Here is an 18,467-nt window from a genome sequence, read left to right on the forward strand (position 1 = left end):
ACATAATCGATCACTTGGTCGATGGCCCACCTCCCGGGTCGTGCAACAGCGGTTTCAGTTTGCCGTGGAGCGCAGATTTGGCCAGCGCGTGGGCGGCGGTCGGGCTGGTAAGCAGGACGAAGAGGGTGATCAGAACAAGTTTAACCGTGATCAGAGTCCACCCCGCCTGAAAGGTCATTCCCAGCAGCATGAGACCGGCACCCATGGTATCCGTGATACCAGCGGCGTGAAGACGAGTATAAAAATCCGGTAGGCGAACCAGACCGACATTGCCGATGACCACGAACAGACTCCCCGCTCCCAGGAACAGCCAACTTAAGGCATCGAGCAACAACGCCATCAGCCGGGCTCCTCGTCGGCGGTGGACTCGCCTGCCCCACCTATATCGCCGTATTCGAAGAACTTGAGAATGGCGATGGTGCCGATAAAATTGATCAGTGCGTAAACGAGTGCGATATCGAGAAAATCCGGCCGTCCGGCGAGAAATCCGAGCAGGGCGATGACCAGCACCGTCTTGGTGCCAAAGCTGTTGACCGCCAGGATGCGATCGTAGATCGTCGGGCCCATCAACGCTCGCACCAGGGCGAGCAGCATGGCAACGATGACGGCGGTAGCGGCAGCGATGAACACCCTAGTCGCTCTCCGCCATACGAGTCACGCGCCGGTCCATCTCGCCGGACAAAAGCTCAGCCTCGGCTTCATGCGTGATGGAGTGTACGAGAATCTCATCGCCGTCGATGCTCATCGAGACCGTGCCAGGCGTCAAGGTGATGGAATTGGCATAGATCACCTTGCCCAGATCCCCCGGCTGGCTGGCGCGAACCTTGACAACGGTGGGGCTGATGGGCATGCGCGGATTCAGGATCAGCTTGGCCACCGCGATGTTGGATTTGAGCGTCTCCCATGCCAACCAGGGAATGTATGTGAATAAACGCAGGCTCAGGTGCACGGGGTGGCCTTCCCGATCCACCACATCCATGCGCCGGGCGATGTAAACGCTTATCCAGCACGATACAACACCCAGAATCAGCAGCAACGGCGTGTAGTGCCCCGAAAGCAGCACCCATACCGCAAACAGGATGAGGAACAGGCTCAGCGATCGCATCATTCTGTGGCTTCTTCCGGGGTTTGATCGATCAGGCGAGAATTCACCGTTTTATTACGTTTATCGTTGGTATTTGATGTACAGGATGCGACGCAGAGGCGCCATAGTAACAGAGGCCAAGGAGGATGATGAAGCGCGTTCTCACGGTCCAGTTGGGAGACGAGTGGGGCGCGGCGGTTTCCTCGAACGCCCCATTCCGAAGTGCCGGTTCTTGCTGCGATCCTCAACCAGGTTGCAAACGCTGCGCTTGGTTGGGCACGGTTTCGCGAAAGAGCGGGGGAAATCTGATCATCGCCTTCGCACCGAGGGAACTCAAATGGGGCGTCCTGCGGGTTGGCCCCAGAGGCATGCCTGCGGTGTTCCCGGCTAGCCAATAGTTGTTGCTGTTGGCTGCGCATTCGGGCCTACCCAGTGTGTCTCCGGGGTACAACACAGCACGCGGGGGATTTTGAAATAGGTTCCAGTAACTTAGGTATTCGCCATTTCCCCGAACGAGCCCGCCTTGTGGCTGCGCTATCGGTCAGCCTACCACCTAGGGGATACGGCGATATCTCGATATACCCCTTGGATGACAGGGATATCTCGTGGCAGGATGCTGTCATCTTTGGCAGTACACCCCGCTACAAAAGGAGTTGGGGGCCATGGCGAACGACGACAGGACCGGAGGTTTACCCTCCTATCAGCAAATCATCGATATTCTTCCGGGGCCGTTTGTTGTCATCGACCGCGATTATCGCATCGTAGCGGCCAACGCCAGTTATCGACAGCGCTACGCGGTAACCGCGGACGAGGTTATCAATCGCCATTGTTACGAAGTTTCCCATGATTCCACCGTCCCGTGCAGCCTGCACGGCGAGCATTGTCCGGTTGAGCATGTTTTCGGCAAGCGCGAGTCGGTGCAGATGATCCATATTCACTACGACCGCGATCGTCACCCGGAACAGGTGCGTATTCAGGCCACACCTTTGATGGATGAGCAGGGTGAGGTGCTGTTCATGGGCGAATACCTCGATCCGATTCCCGTTGTTCAAGAGGATGGCACGAAGCTGCTGATCGGCCGCAGCCGCGCGCTGCTGCGCCTGACCAGTCTTATGCAGCGGGTGGCGCCAACTCAGACAACTGTTTTGCTGCTTGGCGAAAGCGGTGTCGGCAAGGAGTGTGCGGCAGAGTATCTGCACCAGTTTTCCAATCGCTCTGCCGGGCCATTCGTGATCGTCGATTGTGGCACGCTCGGCGAAAATCTGATGGAGAGTGAACTCTTCGGTCACGAGCGGGGGGCGTTTACCGGCGCCACATTGCGGAAGAAGGGGCTGTTCGAGGTCGCCGACGGCGGAACGTTGTTTATCGACGAGGTGTGTGAACTGCCGCTGGCCTTGCAAACCAAACTGTTGCGGGTGCTGGAGACAGGCTGCATCCGGCGTATCGGCGGGACTGAATACATTCAAGTGGATGTGCGGGTGATCGCCGCCACCAACCGGGACATCGAGTCAATGGTGGCTCGGGGTGATTTTCGCAGGGATCTCTACTACCGACTTTCGGCGTTCCCGGTGGAGATACCGGCGCTGCGCGAGCACAAGGATGATATTCCAGCCATCGCCGAATATTTCCTCACGCGCATCGAGGGAGGTGATCGCCACCTGCCGCTCTCGCCCGAGGTGATCGAAAAGCTGCTTGATCACGAGTATCCGGGTAACGTGCGCGAGTTGAGAAATGTCATTGAACGAGCGGCCATCCTGGCGAGCACTAGTACGCTGCGGCCCGAGCATCTCGTCATGAACGGGGGGCCGGCACCTGGACCGGCTGATGATGGTCCGGTCGCTACCGATATGCGCCTGATCACACGCAATCGACGCCTCAACCAACGGGATGTGCTCAACGCCTTGCGTGAGTGCGGCGGGCATCGGGGCAGCGCCGCCTCCCGGCTGGGTGTCAGCGAACGCACCCTGTATCGCTATTTGAAAAAGATGCGGGTAACCAACGCCGATTACCCGTCAGCCTAGCTGGACCCCCCCGCTCAGTCGCGAAATCGCTTCGTCAGATCGCTGTAGGCGTCCACCCTGCGATCACGCAGGAAAGGCCAGGCACGTCTGACTGCCTCGCTGCGGTTCAGATCGAGCACCACGGTTATGACACGCTCCTGGTCGATCGGCGCGCTCGACAGCAGTTCGCCCTGTGGTCCCGCTACGAAACTGCTGCCCCAAAACTGTATGCCGTGGTCGGTCTGGGTGGGATCAGGCTCGAATCCGGTGCGGTTGCAGACCAGAACCGGAAGCCCGTTCGCCACCGCATGGCCGCGCTGCACGGTTATCCATGCCTCGCGTTGACGCTGCTGTTCGGCGTTTTCGTCGTCTGGATCCCAGCCGATGGCGGTGGGGTAGATAAGCATTTCCGCGCCACCCAAGGCCATCAGGCGAGCCGCCTCCGGGTACCACTGATCCCAACACACCAGCACCCCCAGACGCCCGACGGAGGTGTCGATCGGCTCAAAACCCAGGTCGCCGGGGGTGAAATAGTATTTTTCGTAGTAGCCCGGATCGTCCGGGATATGCATCTTGCGATAACGGCCCGCTACCGTACCGTCACGATCGAGAACAACAGCAGTATTGTGATAGAGCCCCGCGGCACGGCGCTCGAAAAGCGAAGCGACGATCACTACCTGTCGTTCTCGGGCCGTTGCAGCGAGACGTTCGGTGCTGGGCCCCGGGATCGTTTCGGCAAGATCGAAGGCTGAGACGGTCTCCTGTTGGCAGAAGTAACGACTGCGATGCAACTCCTGCAAGACGACGAGCTGCGCACCACTGTCGGCGGCTTGGTGAATACCCTGCAGTGTTTGTTCGAGGTTTACGCTGAGGTCTGCGCCGCATGACTGCTGTACCAGAGCAACGGTGAGTGAACGATCCGACAGCATGGCAAGGCCTCGACGAATTCTGGATGAAGTGGCGATTATATCGCGTTCGCCGCAGGCCGATCTGCCAGCAGCCCGCTGGGTAATTGCATGGTGACGCAGTGCAGGCTGCCGTGCTGACGAATCAGTGGCGAGCAGTCGATGCCGATGATCTCTCGGTCCGGAAAGCATTCGGCCAGCGTCGCAAGGGCAACTGCATCGGCGGCATCGGCGTAGGTGGGTACCAGTACAGCTGCGTTGATAATCAGGAAATTGGCGTAGGTGGCCGGCAGTCGCTGCCCCTGTTCATCGTACTTGGGCGATGGCCAGGGTAGCGGTACCAGTCGATAGGGTTTACCAGCGGAATCCCTGAATGTCCGCAGTTCCGCTTCCATGCCTGACAATGCATCGTAGTGAGTATCTTTCCGATCGCTGCACCGGACGTAGGCGATGGTGGTTGGATCGCAGAAACGGGCCAAGGTGTCGATGTGCCCATCGGTATCGTCTCCTTCCAGGTGTCCGTGGTGCAGCCACAGGAAACGTTCCACGCCAAGCAGTTCACCAAGGCGCGCTTCGAGTTGTTGCAAGGACAGATGAGGATTTCGCGAGGGGGCCTGCAGACAGGAGGCTGTGGTCAGCAAAGTCCCTGCGCCGTCCGACTCGATGCCGCCGCCCTCCAGAACGAGATCGATGGAGGTGCAGGGTGTTGCGCCGAAGCATCCCGCCTTCACCAGTGCGCGGGGGATCCGATCGTCGAGATCGTGTGCGTATTTCCCTCCCCAACCGGTGAAGCGAAAATCGAGTAGATGCAGTTTATCTCCATCGTGAACTGTGATCGGGCCGTGATCTCGGCTCCAACTATCATTGGAGGGGGCAATTACAAGGTGGTGGCGATCATCGCAAATATCCGCCGTTGCCAAAAGACCTCGCACATGCTCCCGGTGCGATTGGTTGTGACAGGCCACCAACAACCTTTCACGTTGCGTAATCGCTCCCGCAAGATCGATATAGACGCGCTCCACCTCGTCAAGCATCCCTGCCCAGTCAGTGCCAGGATGCGGCCAGGTTAGCAGCACGCCATCCTGGTGCGTCCATTCAGGCAACAGTCTTCGAGCCACGGTTGGACGTTCGCTATTGCACTCCGCAGGCCGATCTGCGGGAGTTGGTGGGCGAAATCAAAGCCTGCAATCAGATTACTGGTGAACGACGCCGTGTATGACGTAACGATCTTCGAAATAGACAGTGAAATCCTTGTAGATCCAGCGAGTGATGGCAGGATCGCCCACGGCGGGTAGTTTGGCCTCGGGGACACCGAAGCGTTCCTCGACCTGTTCCATGATCAAACCGCGAGCTGGCACTGCGGCAAATTGGTTGCGTGCTGTAAAAGATCCTTGGGAGGAGTCTGATGCCTCAGGCGCAGGTCGCGGAGTTGCAGCCGTACCTTGTGCCGAACTTTCGGTGGTCGGAGTAAGCAGGGTGGCAACGAGTGCCAGCAGTGCGATTGACCAGAATGCTTTCCGGGGCATGCAGCTCTCCTTGGAGATCGAGAAAGTGATTTTGGGGTATAGTGGCAACTATACCATCGGGTCTCTATGAAAGGGCATCAGCACGGATTTCGTATCGATGAGTCAGGATCAACAAATCAGCTAATCTAGTTTGGTGGATCCGGTAAGCCAGCCAGGCAGGGTTTTAACATATATTGGTGCTGGCCAGACGTTAACCCTTTCGCATAAAGTACCGCGGGGAGCCTGTTTTTCCATAGAAATTGTCTTTTGACGTATAAGACGGACTTGGGTTCCAAAGTTTGCATATCAACCCAATGTGGTGTAACTAACTGATAGACGGGCGTATTTTTTATTTGGGTATTCTGGAAGAGTTGATCGCACATCATGCATATTTACGCCGTGAAGTGTACCCCCCCAGTGGTGCTGTTGCGTGACGAATGTCGGCTGTGGCAGATTCGAGATTCCTAGTAGGGGGAGGCAATGTTTGGCACGCGGCTGAGATTGCGTGCGATTCCAAGCTAAAGCTATGCCAATCAAGAAGCTAGTAGACACGCTCAAGAACCCACCGAAGCCTCATCACTCTCTCGGTCGCCTGATCGGTATTATTTCCGGCGGTCTCATTGCAGTGCTCATAGCTATCTACGCGCTGGTGTTCTACCCTCTCCTAGAAATGACCAACAACACAGAGTTCTGTATTTCGTGTCACGAAATGCGTGATCAGGTATACAACGAGTATACGGAGTCACGTCACTATAAGAACCCTGCCGGGGTGCGCGCAGGCTGTCCGGATTGTCATGTGCCAAAGGCGCTGGGGCCAAAACTGATCGCCAAAATCAAGGCATCGAAAGATGTCTGGCATACGATACTCGGTACCATCGACACACCAGAAAAATTCGAGGCCCATCGTTGGACAATGGCCAACCGGGTGTGGAAGATCATGGAAGAGACCGATTCCGTCACCTGCCGTTCGTGTCATGCTTGGGATTCGATGGATCTCGGTGAGCAGGATAAACAGGGGCGGCGTAAGCACAAAGCGGCCCAGGAAGAGGGTAAAACATGCATCGATTGCCACAAGGGGCTGGTGCACAATTACCCAAAAGAACCGATCAAGCAAGAGGCGAGCGGAAGCGATCAAAAAGCCGAATAGCGCGGTTAGGCGCGGAGGATAGGGATCTGCCGGGCAGCAGAATGACAGGTCAGTCATGTCAAAGCTGCCCGTTTGCGGGGAGCGCATCAGTCCAAATAGCTGTATCTGACCTATTGGGGCGAGCCGCCATTCAAATGGCGCACGGATTGCTTTAGGGTACTAAAGCATTTCGCGGAGGCGACACACGGGCGCAGTCTCGGCTAGCGCCACGGTTTGAATAAGAATCCGGTTACAGACCGGTTTGGTTGGGAAGTTATGTTGTGATAACGAGAGGAGGCATCATGGGGAAGAAAGCGTTAAGCGTCGCCTTGCTGGCTGCAGGGTTGACAATGGGGGCAACAGCGTCCGCGGAGATGGCCTCTCCGTCGATGCTTGCCGATACTTGTGCCGGTTGCCACGGCCCCAGCGGCGTCAGTAATGGGCCGGCTACACCGACCATCTCTGGAATGTCGAAGGTCTATTTCGTCAATGCCATGCTTTCCTACAAGTATGGCGAGGACGAGGACAAGTTTGCGGCAGCCGCCAAAACACTCAAAATGGATCCGGATGACATCGATGGCCTGAGGCGCCCGGCGACCGTCATGGGGCGTATCGCCAAGGGCTACAGCGATGAGGAGATCGGCGCTATGGCCGATTACTTCACCCGCAAGACCTTCCTGCGGGCAAGCCAGAATGCGGACAGTGGTATGGCTGCGAGTGGCAGGCGTATCCACGACGAAGCTTGCGAGAAGTGCCATGAGGATGGCGGTCGTAAAGGCGACGGTTCCGGCATACTCGCCGGACAGTGGATGCCCTATCTGAGCTACGCCATGATGGACTTCACCGCCGGCCATCGTGACATGCCGAAGAAGATGCGTGCCAAGGTCAAAGACCTGAGTGACAAGGATATTGCCGCGCTCATTCAGTTCTACGGCAGTCAGAAGTAAGGGGGAGAAGAACATGACGAAAATTACACGTAGAGATTTTGTCAAAGCGACAGGTGCCGCCAGTTTGGTTGTGGCCGCGCCGGGCTTTGCCATCGCGGCGGGCAAAAAGAAAGTGGTCGTTGTCGGGGGTGGTATCGGCGGTAGCACCACCGCCAGCTACATCCGTATGGCGGATGCCTCCATCGAGGTGACACTGATCGAGCCCAACAAGACTTACCACACCTGCTTTATGAGCAATGAGGTCATCGGGGGTGAGCGGAGTATTGATTCCATCGCCTTTGGATACGATGGCTTGAAAGCGCGGGGTGTCAAAGTCGTTCACGATACGGTGACGGGGATCGACCCCAACGGCCGCATGGTCAAAACCGCCGGCGGCGGCAGTTATGGCTATGACCGCCTGGTGGTATCACCGGGTGTCGATTTCAAATGGGAAACCCTGGAGGGTTACGACGCGGCTGTTGCCGAGAAAGTCCCGCATGCCTGGAAAGCAGGTCCGCAGACTGCGACGTTGCGCAAGCAGCTCGAGGCGATGCGAGATGGCGGCACCGTGGTGATCTGCCCACCAGCCAACCCCTTCCGTTGCCCGCCTGGGCCTTACGAGCGCGCCAGTTTGATCGCCGGCTACCTCAAACACCACAAACCGAAATCGAAAGTGTTGATCCTGGACGCCAAAGCCAAGTTCTCCAAGCAGGGCCTGTTCATGCAGGGCTGGAAGGACCTGTATGGCTACGGCACTCCCAACAGTCTGATCGAGTGGGTAGGTGGTGAGCAGACGGACCAGGGTATTGCGAAGGTCGATGCCGGTGCGATGACCGTTACGACCAAGTTCGGCGACAGCCACAAAGCCGATGTGTTGAACGTCATTCCAGCCCAGAAGGCCGGCATGATCGCTATCAGCACCGGGCTGACGGGTGACGGTGAGTGGTGTCCGGTGGATAAGGGAACCTTCGAGTCCACCATTCACAAGAACATTCATGTCATCGGCGATGCCAGCATCGCGACCACGATGCCCAAGTCGGGCTACTCGGCCAATTCACACGCCAAGGTGACCGCAGCCGCCATTGTGGCGCTGCTTAACGGCCACGCACCGGGTACGCCGTCCTATGTCAACACTTGCTACAGTATCGTCGGCAAGGACTATGGCATCTCGGTGGCCGGTGTCTACCGCTTGGGCACCGACGACAAGGGCGCTCAGGTGATCGCCGGTGTCCCGGGTTCGGGTGGTTTGACACCCATGGACGCATCGGCGGAGGATCGTCGCCGCGAGGTGCAGTATGCTCACAGCTGGTTCAACAACATCACCAAAGATATTTTTGGTTGATCTTGTTGACCGGCGGTAAACAGAAACGGGGCCTTCGGGCCCCGTTTTTTTGTCCGACCGACTGATGCGGTTCGATAAGCCGCTTATTGCGGGGCGTCTGATTCGGCGCTACAAGCGCTTTCTCGCCGATGTGGAATTGACGGACGGGCGGTTGGTTACGGCACATACCCCCAACACGGGTTCGATGATGGGCTGTGCAGATCCTGGATCACGAATTTGGCTGCGCGATACCGGTAGTTCCACACGAAAATACCCGTTGAGCTGGGAACTGGTGGAAAGTGAGAATGGGACGTTGGTCGGGATCAACACGGGACTGGCCAATCAGTTGGTTGTAGAAGCAATAGCGACCGGCGTCATTCCGCAGCTTCAGGGTTATCAGGTGATGCGCAGAGAGGTGCCCTACGGACGCGAGCGGAGCCGTATCGATCTCCTCCTGCAGGGAGAACACCTGCCCGACTGTTTTGTCGAGGTTAAGAATGTCACCTTGAAGGATTCGACGGGCTGCGCCCGGTTTCCAGATGCGGTTACAGACCGGGGAGCACGTCATTTGCGGGAACTGCAAGCCTGTGTGCACGAAGGACACAGGGCAGTGATGGTCTACTGTGTTCAACGCGGAGATGTCACCGCTTTTGGACCGGCGGATGCAATAGACCCCGAATACGGCAGGACGTTACGCGCCGCGGTGGCGCATGGTGTCGGGCTCATCGCCTGTCAGGCCATACCGACGGTACGTGCGATTGTCGTCGAGCGCACACTCCCGATTCGCTGGGATTGAAAACGCTCGATGGGAGCGCGCCTTTTCCAGGGGTTTATGGTTTAATGCGCCCCATGTTTCGACCCCTGGAACTCTATATCGGCCTGCGCTATACGCGTGCCAAGCGCCGTAACCACTTCATCTCCTTTATCTCGCTAACCTCGATCTTCGGGATCGCGCTGGGCATTACCGCGTTGATCACCGTGTTGTCGGTCATGAACGGATTCGAGACGGAGTTGCGCGAGCGCATCCTGGGTATGGCCTCCCACGCCACCATCAGTGGCCCCAACGAGGGACTGGAAGAGTGGCAAGGTGTCGCTGACGAGGCACGCAAGCATCCGCGCGTGGTGGGGGCAGCACCCTATGTCAATGCGCAGGTGATGCTCAGCTACGGCGACACCGTGAGTGGGGCGATGTTGCGCGGTGTATTGCCCGCAGAGGAGCCGGCGGTCTCCGAGGCGGTGCAGAAAATGTTGGTTGGGCACCTCTCGGATTTGCAGGCCGGCGAGTTCGGGATCATTCTCGGCAAAGAGCTGGCCTTCGCGCTGGGTCTGCGTGTTGGCGACAAGGTGACGGTCGTCACGCCCCAGGTGAACGTGACACCCGCCGGCATCCTGCCGCGCTTTAAACGCTTCACCGTCATCGGGCTCTTTGAGGTGGGAATGTACGAGTACGATCGCAACCTGGCCTTCATTCACCTGGAAGATGGCGCCAAGCTGCTCAGCATGGAAAATCGGGTCTCGGGTGTCCGCCTCAAACTCGATGATCTCTTTCAGGCACCGGTGGTGGTGCGGGAGATCGCCCGAAAGTTTGGCGGACGTCTTTTCGTCAGCGATTGGACACGCCAGCACGCCAATTTCTTTCGTGCCATCCAGACCGAAAAGCGGGTGATGTTCATTATCCTGCTGCTTATTGTTGCCGTTGCGGCGTTTAACATCGTCTCGACCCTGGTGATGGTGGTAACGGACAAGCAGAGCGACATCGCTATTTTACGTACCCTCGGCCTGACCCCGCGGAGTGTCATGGCCGTTTTTATCGTGCAAGGAGCGCTGATAGGGGTGATCGGCTTGATCCTCGGAGTTGCCGGTGGCGTCGCATTGGCACTCAATGTGGAGACGATCGTGCCTGCCATAGAACGATTGTTTGGAATCCGGTTTCTGTCGCCCGATGTTTACTACATCAGCAACCTGCCCTCGGAACTGCACTGGGATGACGTAGTGCGCATTGGTGGAGTGGCTTTTTTGATCAGTCTGGTGGCGACTCTCTATCCTGCGTGGCGCGCGGCCCGTACTCAGCCTGCTGAGGCGCTGCGTTATGAATAGTCCGCCAGAGGTTGTGCGGGCTTCAGAATCGGTGCTGGCCTGCAGCGGGTTGACGCGGGTATTTCGTGAAGGGGACTTGCATGCTGAGGTACTGCGCTCGCTCGATTTCAGCGTGGCCCCGGGGGAACGGGTTGCTATTCTCGGTTCATCGGGGTCGGGCAAAAGCACACTGCTGCATTTGCTCGGCGGTCTGGATGTGCCGACCTCGGGCGAGGTGACCATCGACGGGCAGCTCACTCACATCATGAGCGATGCGGCGCGCGGTCGCCTGCGCAATCGTGTGCTCGGCTTTGTCTACCAGTTCCATCATCTGCTGCCGGAGTTCACGGCGTTGGAAAACGTGGCCATGCCGCTGCTGATTCAGGGTTTGACGCCCCAGACTGCCGCTCATCAGGCGCGCGAACTGCTGGCGCGGGTGGGACTGACAGATCGCGAACGCCATCGTCCCGGAGAACTTTCCGGCGGTGAACGCCAGCGGGCTGCAGTGGCAAGGGCACTGGTCACACGGCCCAAATGCGTACTCGCCGATGAACCCACCGGTAACCTGGACCGGCGCAATGCCGAGCAGGTCTACGATCTCATGCTGGAACTCAACATCGAGCTGGGAACCAGTCTGGTTCTGGTGACGCATGATCTGGAACTGGCGGCGCGCATGGATCGGATCTGCACTCTGAGTGATGGCCGTATCGTTGAATCCGACCTGCGTCGTTAGCGTGAAACGACGTTGCACCGGCTTAGCGAGCCCGGTTAGCTGTCTTTCGAGGAGTCGTTGGTCGCGGTGGGGTTATCCCTCGCTTCCCGACGGCGCAGGCGGCGCGACTTCCAATCCTTGATGACATGCAGGCGCCAGAAACCGCGCATAAGGACATAGCCCGCGCTGGATGCGGTGACAGCGGAAACCAGGCAGCCCAGCAAAAATGGCTGCCAAATCAAGGCGAGTTCGCTGCGCAGCCACTCCATCGAGATTGCAAATTCCACTTCGCTGACGGGTGTTCCTAAAATCCAAGTGCCCACCAGATAGCAAAAGTAGAAGATGGGTGGCATCGTCACCGGATTGGTAATCCAGACCAAGCCCACCGCGATCGGTAGATTGACCCTGAACAGAATCGCCCCAGCCGCCGAAAGCACCATCTGGAAGGGGACCGGTACGAATGCGTTAAAAAGGCCTAACGCGAAAGCACCCGAGACTGACCGGCGGTTGAGATGAAACAGATTGGGATCATGCAACAAATGCCCAAAGATCCGTAGATGTTTGTGATCGCGGATCTTGTGGCGATCAGGCATGAAGCGTTTTATGATTTTTCTGGCCAACGGTTGGGTCGAGTCGATAAGAATTGTGGCTGCGGTCTCATGGATTTGCCGCGGTTCCCTGTCAACGCCGGGCATTCCTGACGTTGTCAGGACATTATCCACATTTTTCAAGGAAGGAACATGTTCGCAGGGACGCTCGCTTGGTTGCTGGGAATTGTGGCGCTACAGTCGCTGCCCGAACTTCCATCCCTCTTTTGGATCTCTCCGCTACCGTTGGTGGTGCTTTTGGCCTGGCGGTGCCGGCGGTGTCGGTGTCTGGCCATTGCCTTGACCGGTTTCGTATGGGCACTGGTGCATGCCTATTGGGTGGTCGACCGAGTGCTGCCCTTGCAGTTGGAGGGCGCCGATGTCGAAGTGACCGGGCGTGTGGTGGGTATACCCGAGTACGATGCCGGGCGCCTGCGATTCCGGTTTGATGTCCAGAAGCTTTCTCATCAAGGTCTAACTTATCCCTCGCCGGGGCAGATCCGGCTCAGTTGGTATCGTGACTATCAGCAACTCGGCAGCGGCGAGATCTGGCGAGTTACTGCCCGCCTCAAACGGCCACGCGGGTTCAGCAATCCGGGAGGATTTGACTACGAAGGGTGGCTCTATCGTGAAGGGATACGGGCAACGGGCTATGTGCGATCGGATGTGCGAAACCGCCGATTAAATGCTGCCGGCCCACGGCCGTTCAGCATCGATCGCCTGCGTGCCGACGGGATCAGGCGCATGCAAGCGCACCTGGAGGGCGCTGAGTTCGGGGGAATTCTCAGTGCGTTGGCTCTGGGTGATCGTTCCGCCATCAGTGCCGAACAGTGGGAAGTACTGCGCGGCACGGGAATCAGCCATTTGATGGCCATATCCGGACTGCACGTCGGGCTGGTGGCAGGGATGATGTTTGGTTTGGTTCGCTTTCTTTGGGCGGGATGGCCAGGGGCGTCACGCTGGCTTGCTGCACCCCGCGCGGCGGGGTGTGGAGCGATCCTGGGGGCCCTGGGGTACGCTGCGCTGGCGGGTTTCTCGATACCCACTCAACGTGCCTTGATCATGGTGGCAGTCGTGATGGGTGCGGTTGTGATGATGCGTACGCTTCAGCCCACGCGGAGCCTGTTCCTTGCGCTGGCGTTGGTGGTGGCCTGGGATCCGAATGCCGTGCTTGCGGTGGGATTTTGGCTCTCCTTCGCGGCGGTTGGCCTGATTCTTTGGGTAATGGTAGGGGAACGCAGCGCACCAGCGCTTCGCTATCGCTGGCTGAAAATCCAGGGAGTGATCACCCTAGGCCTATTTCCATTGATGGCACTCGCATTCGGACAGGTTTCGTTGGTGGCGCCGATCGCCAATCTTCTTGCCATTCCCTGGGTGGGTTTTGTCACCGTCCCGCTGACGCTACTGGGGGTGCTCGCGTTGCCTGTCAACGCCACTCTCGCGGCATTGTTGCTCCAGATCGCGCACTATTCGCTGGCAGTGCTCTGGTGGCCGATGGAGTGGTTGGCCGAACTGCCTCTCGCGTTGCTGCGTATCGCCGAGCCGCCTTTCTGGAGTGCGGTCCTGGGAGGATTCGGCGCGTTGATGCTGCTGTTGCCGCGGGGTATTCCCCTTCGCGGTCTCGGTCTGTTGCTGATGGTCCCGATGGTCGTCCTGACGGCGCACCCTCAACCATCGGAGGGTGGCTTCCGTGTAACCCTCCTGGACGTAGGTCAGGGCTTGGCCGTTGTGGTACGAACCGCCAACCACACGTTGCTCTACGATGCCGGTCCGCGCTATGGCGATCACTTTGACGCCGGTTCTGCCGTGGTGGTGCCGTATCTGCGCAGTTTGGGTGTGGACCGACTCGACCGGCTTGTGGTCAGCCATGGGGATAGCGATCACACCGGAGGCGTCAACGCGGTACGGCGCGAGATAGCGGTGGGCGATATCCGGCGGGCGCCCAATCCGGGAGAATCACTGCTTGCAGAGCACTGCCAGGCGGCGATGCGTTGGGAGTGGGATGGGATTGAATTCTCCGTATTGCATCCTGCCTCAAGCTACACTGATCCGGCAGCGGAGAACGACCACTCCTGCGTGCTGAGTGTTCGCGCAGGAGACTATCGGGTGCTGTTGACGGGTGATATCGAGCGGTTCGCAGAGGCCGAGTTGCTACGGAACAGATCCGGAGAACTGCGGGCGGATCTTCTCGTCGTGCCGCATCACGGGAGCGCGACCTCCTCCTCCAGCGAATTTATCGCGTTGGTCAGGCCCAAAATGGCCTGGGTGAGCGCCGGCTATGCCAACCGATGGGGATTTCCCAAACCCGAAATCATTGCACGGTACCGCTCGGCGGGCGCTGCGGTATGGACAACGGCGCAATACGGCGCCATGGAAGTGGCGGTGGATCCACGCCTTGGGTTTGGCGTGCCGAGGTTGTGGCGACTGAAGTCGCAACGTTACTGGAGCGCGACCTTTGGGGGGGGAGGGTAAATCGAGTAACATAGCGCCTTTGGTTTTACGGTCTGCCGAATGATGATCATGATCTGCGATCGGTGACGCACGCGCAGGTGCGGAACAATCGTGTGGCGTTGGAAATAGTGGCGGACTATCTCGGGAAGTTGGTTGTGGAGAAGTACGAGGGGAATCTGTAAGTGTTCGAGTTGATCAAATCTGGCGGTTGGCTGATGGTGCCTATCATCGCTTGTTCCGTCCTGTCGCTGGCGATCATCGCGGAGCGATTCTGGTCATTACAGACCAAACGCGTTCTGCCCAAGCATCTGGTGGCTCAGGTGTGGCACATGTACCGCAACGATCAACTCGACTCACACCGTGTGCAGTCGCTGCGCAAGGGTTCCATGTTGGGTAAAATCCTCGCAGCCGGATTGGTCAACCTTCACCATGAGCGCGAGATCATGAAAGAGGCGATCGAGGAGACTGGGCGGCAGGTGGTGCACGAGATGGAGCGCTACCTCAACACGCTCGGCACCATTGCTTCGATCTCGCCATTACTGGGGCTGCTGGGAACCGTGATCGGCATGATCAAGGTCTTCTCCGCCATTTTGGGGCATGGGGTGGGTAATCCCACCGTTCTGGCGGGCGGTATCTCCGAGGCGCTGATCACAACGGCTGCGGGGCTTTCGGTCGCGATTCCAACGCTGATGTTCTATCGATTCTTTCGTGGTCGTGTCGACGAGCTGGTGGTGCGCATGGAAGAGGAGGCGTTGAAGATGGTCGAGGTGATGCATGGCCAGCGCGAAAAGGATGTGGATGAGGAGGTGACGGTGAAGTGAACCTGAGACTGAACCGTAAGGAAGAGCCGGATCTCAATCTCACCCCGTTGATTGATGTGGTGTTTTTGCTGCTGATCTTTTTCATGGTCTCGACCACCTTTGATCGCGAAGCGGAGTTGAAGATTGAGCTCCCGGAGGCGGCGGGCGAGGAGCGTGAGCAGCCTTCCGATCCTATTGAGATTACCATCGATGCTGAAGGCCGCTATTTCGTGAACCGTCAGGAGGTTCTGAATACCAAGCTCGAAACGTTGAAACAGGCGATTGCGAAAAGCGTTGCGGATCGGCGTGAGCCCCCACTTATCATCAGTGCCGACGCCCGCACTCCCCATCAGGCAGTTATCCGCGCCATGGACGCAACCCGTCAACTGGGCATCGTCCATATCACTTTTGCCACCAAACAACCGCCCGAGGAATGAGGCGTACCCGCCGCCCTGTCTCTCGGAAACGGTGCGTTGCAGGGCATTGAAATCCCTCGACCGCTATTGGTATAGCGATCGACCGGTGGTCTGGTTGCTGATCCCTGTTTCGTGGCTCTTTCGCCTGGTGGTCGCCGCACGGCGACTTGCCTATCGCACAGGAATTCTGCGTACCCGTCGTTTGCCGATTCCGGTCATCGTGGTCGGGAATATCACGGTTGGAGGCAGCGGAAAAACGCCGCTGGTGGCTTGGCTTGCGAACCTTTTGCGGGAACACGGCTATCAACCGGGTCTGGTCAGCAGGGGGTACGGAGGTAAGGCGGCACACTGGCCACAGCAGGTTCGCAGCGATAGCGACCCCGTTACAGTGGGTGATGAGGCGGTATTGTTGGCCTCACGCACGCGCTGTCCGATGGCGGTGGGCCCCGATCGCGCCGGGGCGGCAAAAGCACTGCTCGAACATCGGCGTTGCGACGTAATCGTCTCAGATGACGGTTTGCAGCATTACGCTCTGGGGCGAGACATTGAAATCGCGGTAGTCGATGGGGTGCGACGACTGGGAAACGGGCATATGCTGCCGGCTGGACCATTGCGTGAACCCAAACGGCGTTTGCGGCGCGTGGATTTTGTCGTGGCTACGGGAGGCGGGGGCCATGGCGAGTACGGTATGAAACTGCGGCCCGCCCTGCCGCGACGCGTGGGCGGTGACGATGAGGCTGTATCGTGGCAGGCTTTCGCCGGGCGGACGGTACATGCGGTTGCCGGCATCGGACACCCGTCGCGTTTTTTTGCGGCTCTGCGCAAACAGGGCCTCGACATAGTCGAACACCCCTTTCCCGATCATCATGGTTTCAGCCGCGAAGACCTCCGTTTTGCGAAGTCGGACGAAGCTATCCTGATGACCGAGAAAGATGCGGTAAAATGTCGGCACTTCGAAAACGCCAATCTCTGGTATGTGCCTGTCGTCGCGGAACTGGATCCGCGCTTCGGCGAGCGCTTGCTGGCCTTACTGGACAGGAAGAAAACACGTGGATAGAAAACTGCTGGACATCTTGGTTTGCCCCGTTTGCAAAGGACCTCTGGTCTTTAAAAAGGTGGAGCAGGAATTGATCTGCAAAGTGGACCGGCTCGCCTATCCTATTCGCGACGACATTCCCGTAATGCTCGAGGAAGAGGCGCGTCAACTTCCAGGCGACGAGGAGGTCTGATTGCAGTTCAAAGTCGTCATACCCGCCCGTTACGGTTCAACGCGTCTGCCCGGGAAGCCGCTGCGTGATATAGCCGGCAAACCCATGCTCTGGCATGTCTGGCAGCGCGGGGTGGAGAGCGGCGCCGATGAGGTGGTGATTGCGACCGATGACGAACGCATTCGCGATGCGGCGACTGCCTTTGGCGCCACGGTCTGCATGACCTCGACCGAGCACCCCTCAGGTACGGACCGGATCGAAGAGGTGACGCGTCGCAGCGCGTGGGATACCGATGCTATCGTGGTGAATCTACAGGGCGATGAACCCCTAATGCCGCCGGCTTTATTACGGCAAGTGGCGGAGGGATTGGCGGGCCACGACTACGCGGGGATGGCAACGCTTTGCACGCCCATCGTGAACGCTGAAGAGTTGTTCGATCCCCATGTGGTCAAGGTGGTCCGCAATCAACGCGGGGATGCGTTGTTGTTCAGCCGTGCGGCGCTGCCCTGGGATCGTGAAGCATTTCAGAAGAAACCGCCGCGTCTCGAGCCGCACGCCGCACATGCGCGGCATATCGGTCTGTACGCCTATCGGGTCGGTTTCTTGCGCAACTATGTCAATTGGTCTCCCTGCGACCTGGAGCGGACCGAATCGCTGGAACAGCTTCGGGTGCTGTGGGTGGGAGAGAGCATCTACGTCGCGCAGGCGCTGGAACTCCCTGGCCGTGGAGTCGATACCGAACAGGATCTCGAATCGGTGGCGCGTGCCCTGCAACAAGGCCGCGTGAAGCATTGAACAAGAGTAATTGATCTCATGAGTGAGCCAATCAGTGTGCTGTTCTGCTGTATGGGGAATATCTGCCGGTCTCCCACGGCTCATGGCGTTTTCCGTCGACTGTTGCGCGAGAACAATCTGGAGCACAGGGTGCTGGTGGATTCGGCGGGCACCCATGCCTACCATATCGGTGAACCCCCTGATCGGCGTTCACAGCTGGCTGCCAAGACGCGTGGCGTTGATCTCAGTGATATACGGGCTCGTGCCGCGGTGCCCGAGGATTTCGTGCGATTCCACTACGTGCTGGCCATGGATCGCGACAATTTCGATTTTTTGAGTGCGCTGTGTCCACCCGGGCAAGAGGGGAAGCTGCGCCTGTTCATGGAGTTTGCGCCGCACCTCGGGCAGAGCGATGTCCCCGATCCCTATTATGGTGGAGCGCGCGGTTTCGAACAGGTCCTGGATATGATTGAAAGTGCGGCGCAGGGTCTATTGCACAAGGTGTGCGACGACCTGAGTGGATAGTAAGGAATCAGGCAGGTAAAGATAGGGGCAACTCGTGAGAGTCTGCCCCTT

21 protein-coding genes are annotated in these 18,467 nt (G+C 58.3%); 14 read left to right on the forward strand and 7 right to left on the reverse strand.

Annotated features, from left to right (window positions below):
• Nucleotides 1-10: 10 nt before the first annotated feature.
• From DWQ09_12765 to DWQ09_12775, 3 genes are read right to left on the reverse strand one after another with little or no spacing between them, the layout of a single operon-like run.
• Nucleotides 11-340 carry a sodium:proton antiporter gene (locus tag DWQ09_12765; protein ID KAA3627203.1) on the reverse strand — a complete coding sequence of 110 codons (330 nt, stop codon included), beginning with the start codon at nt 338-340 and terminating at the stop codon, nt 11-13.
• The gene (locus DWQ09_12770) at nt 340-630 is read right to left on the reverse strand and encodes a pH regulation protein F (protein KAA3627204.1); all 291 of its coding nucleotides are present in this window, start codon (nt 628-630) and stop codon (nt 340-342) included. Before DWQ09_12770 ends, DWQ09_12765 begins: the two co-directional genes overlap by 1 nt.
• Nucleotide 631: 1 nt before the next feature.
• A complete protein-coding gene (locus DWQ09_12775; GenBank protein ID KAA3627374.1) occupies nt 632-1,105 on the reverse strand; it encodes a DNA topoisomerase IV in 474 nt (157 codons plus the stop codon).
• 641 nt (nt 1,106-1,746) lie between these two features.
• Between DWQ09_12775 and DWQ09_12780 the strand changes: the two genes are divergently transcribed.
• Entirely contained in the window at nt 1,747-3,105 is a 1,359-nt protein-coding gene (locus tag DWQ09_12780) for a PAS domain-containing protein (protein ID KAA3627205.1), read from the forward strand.
• Nucleotides 3,106-3,119: 14 nt separating this feature from the next.
• Here DWQ09_12780 and DWQ09_12785 read toward each other — a convergent pair whose 3' ends face one another.
• The 3 genes from DWQ09_12785 to DWQ09_12795 form a co-directional block, all read right to left on the reverse strand.
• Complete coding sequence (locus DWQ09_12785) at nt 3,120-4,013, reverse strand: acyltransferase (GenBank protein KAA3627206.1); 894 nt, start codon at nt 4,011-4,013, stop codon at nt 3,120-3,122.
• Between the two features lie 35 nt (nt 4,014-4,048).
• Nucleotides 4,049-5,107, reverse strand: coding sequence for an agmatine deiminase family protein (locus tag DWQ09_12790; GenBank protein ID KAA3627207.1), 1,059 nt, complete (start codon nt 5,105-5,107; stop codon nt 4,049-4,051).
• A 75-nt stretch (nt 5,108-5,182) separates the two neighbouring features.
• A complete protein-coding gene (locus DWQ09_12795) occupies nt 5,183-5,515 on the reverse strand; it encodes a hypothetical protein (protein ID KAA3627208.1) in 333 nt (110 codons plus the stop codon).
• 505 nt (nt 5,516-6,020) lie between these two features.
• Here DWQ09_12795 and DWQ09_12800 point away from each other — a divergent pair.
• The 6 genes from DWQ09_12800 to lolD all read left to right on the forward strand — a co-directional run bounded on the left by DWQ09_12800 (nt 6,021) and on the right by lolD (nt 11,676).
• Entirely contained in the window at nt 6,021-6,641 is a 621-nt protein-coding gene (locus DWQ09_12800; GenBank protein KAA3627209.1) for a hypothetical protein, read from the forward strand.
• A gap of 281 nt (nt 6,642-6,922) precedes the next feature.
• Complete coding sequence (locus tag DWQ09_12805) at nt 6,923-7,567, forward strand: cytochrome c4 (GenBank protein KAA3627210.1); 645 nt, start codon at nt 6,923-6,925, stop codon at nt 7,565-7,567.
• 13 nt (nt 7,568-7,580) lie between these two features.
• A complete protein-coding gene (locus tag DWQ09_12810) occupies nt 7,581-8,888 on the forward strand; it encodes a cytochrome C (protein KAA3627211.1) in 1,308 nt (435 codons plus the stop codon).
• A 64-nt stretch (nt 8,889-8,952) separates the two neighbouring features.
• Nucleotides 8,953-9,663, forward strand: coding sequence for a DNA/RNA nuclease SfsA (locus tag DWQ09_12815; protein ID KAA3627375.1), 711 nt, complete (start codon nt 8,953-8,955; stop codon nt 9,661-9,663).
• 53 nt (nt 9,664-9,716) lie between these two features.
• The gene (locus DWQ09_12820; GenBank protein ID KAA3627376.1) at nt 9,717-10,964 is read left to right on the forward strand and encodes a lipoprotein-releasing ABC transporter permease subunit; all 1,248 of its coding nucleotides are present in this window, start codon (nt 9,717-9,719) and stop codon (nt 10,962-10,964) included.
• Nucleotides 10,957-11,676 carry a lipoprotein-releasing ABC transporter ATP-binding protein LolD gene (gene lolD, locus DWQ09_12825; protein ID KAA3627212.1) on the forward strand — a complete coding sequence of 240 codons (720 nt, stop codon included), beginning with the start codon at nt 10,957-10,959 and terminating at the stop codon, nt 11,674-11,676. Before DWQ09_12820 ends, lolD begins: the two co-directional genes overlap by 8 nt.
• A gap of 35 nt (nt 11,677-11,711) precedes the next feature.
• Here the strand turns inward: lolD and DWQ09_12830 are convergent, their stop codons facing one another.
• The gene (locus tag DWQ09_12830; GenBank protein ID KAA3627377.1) at nt 11,712-12,275 is read right to left on the reverse strand and encodes a DUF2062 domain-containing protein; all 564 of its coding nucleotides are present in this window, start codon (nt 12,273-12,275) and stop codon (nt 11,712-11,714) included.
• Between the two features lie 120 nt (nt 12,276-12,395).
• Here DWQ09_12830 and DWQ09_12835 point away from each other — a divergent pair, with 120 nt between their 5' ends.
• The 7 genes from DWQ09_12835 (at nt 12,396) to DWQ09_12865 (ending at nt 18,416) form a co-directional block, all read left to right on the forward strand.
• Nucleotides 12,396-14,714, forward strand: a complete 2,319-nt coding sequence (locus tag DWQ09_12835) for a DNA internalization-related competence protein ComEC/Rec2 (GenBank protein ID KAA3627213.1) — start codon at nt 12,396-12,398, stop codon at nt 14,712-14,714.
• Nucleotides 14,715-14,908: 194 nt separating this feature from the next.
• Nucleotides 14,909-15,514: a MotA/TolQ/ExbB proton channel family protein gene (locus DWQ09_12840; GenBank protein ID KAA3627378.1), complete on the forward strand. Its 606-nt coding sequence runs from the start codon at nt 14,909-14,911 to the stop codon at nt 15,512-15,514.
• Complete coding sequence (locus tag DWQ09_12845) at nt 15,511-15,930, forward strand: biopolymer transporter ExbD (protein ID KAA3627214.1); 420 nt, start codon at nt 15,511-15,513, stop codon at nt 15,928-15,930. Before DWQ09_12840 ends, DWQ09_12845 begins: the two co-directional genes overlap by 4 nt.
• A gap of 46 nt (nt 15,931-15,976) precedes the next feature.
• Nucleotides 15,977-16,966 (forward strand): tetraacyldisaccharide 4'-kinase, encoded by a 990-nt coding sequence (locus tag DWQ09_12850; GenBank protein KAA3627215.1) that lies wholly within the window; start codon nt 15,977-15,979, stop codon nt 16,964-16,966.
• Nucleotides 16,959-17,138 carry a Trm112 family protein gene (locus DWQ09_12855; protein ID KAA3627216.1) on the forward strand — a complete coding sequence of 60 codons (180 nt, stop codon included), beginning with the start codon at nt 16,959-16,961 and terminating at the stop codon, nt 17,136-17,138. Before DWQ09_12850 ends, DWQ09_12855 begins: the two co-directional genes overlap by 8 nt.
• Nucleotides 17,139-17,912: a 3-deoxy-manno-octulosonate cytidylyltransferase gene (locus DWQ09_12860; GenBank protein ID KAA3627217.1), complete on the forward strand. Its 774-nt coding sequence runs from the start codon at nt 17,139-17,141 to the stop codon at nt 17,910-17,912.
• Between the two features lie 18 nt (nt 17,913-17,930).
• Nucleotides 17,931-18,416: a low molecular weight phosphotyrosine protein phosphatase gene (locus DWQ09_12865; protein ID KAA3627218.1), complete on the forward strand. Its 486-nt coding sequence runs from the start codon at nt 17,931-17,933 to the stop codon at nt 18,414-18,416.
• Nucleotides 18,417-18,467: the final 51 nt, after the last annotated feature.

This window comes from Pseudomonadota bacterium (assembly GCA_008501635.1).
Taxonomy (GTDB): Bacteria; Pseudomonadota; Gammaproteobacteria; order QQUJ01; family QQUJ01; genus QQUJ01.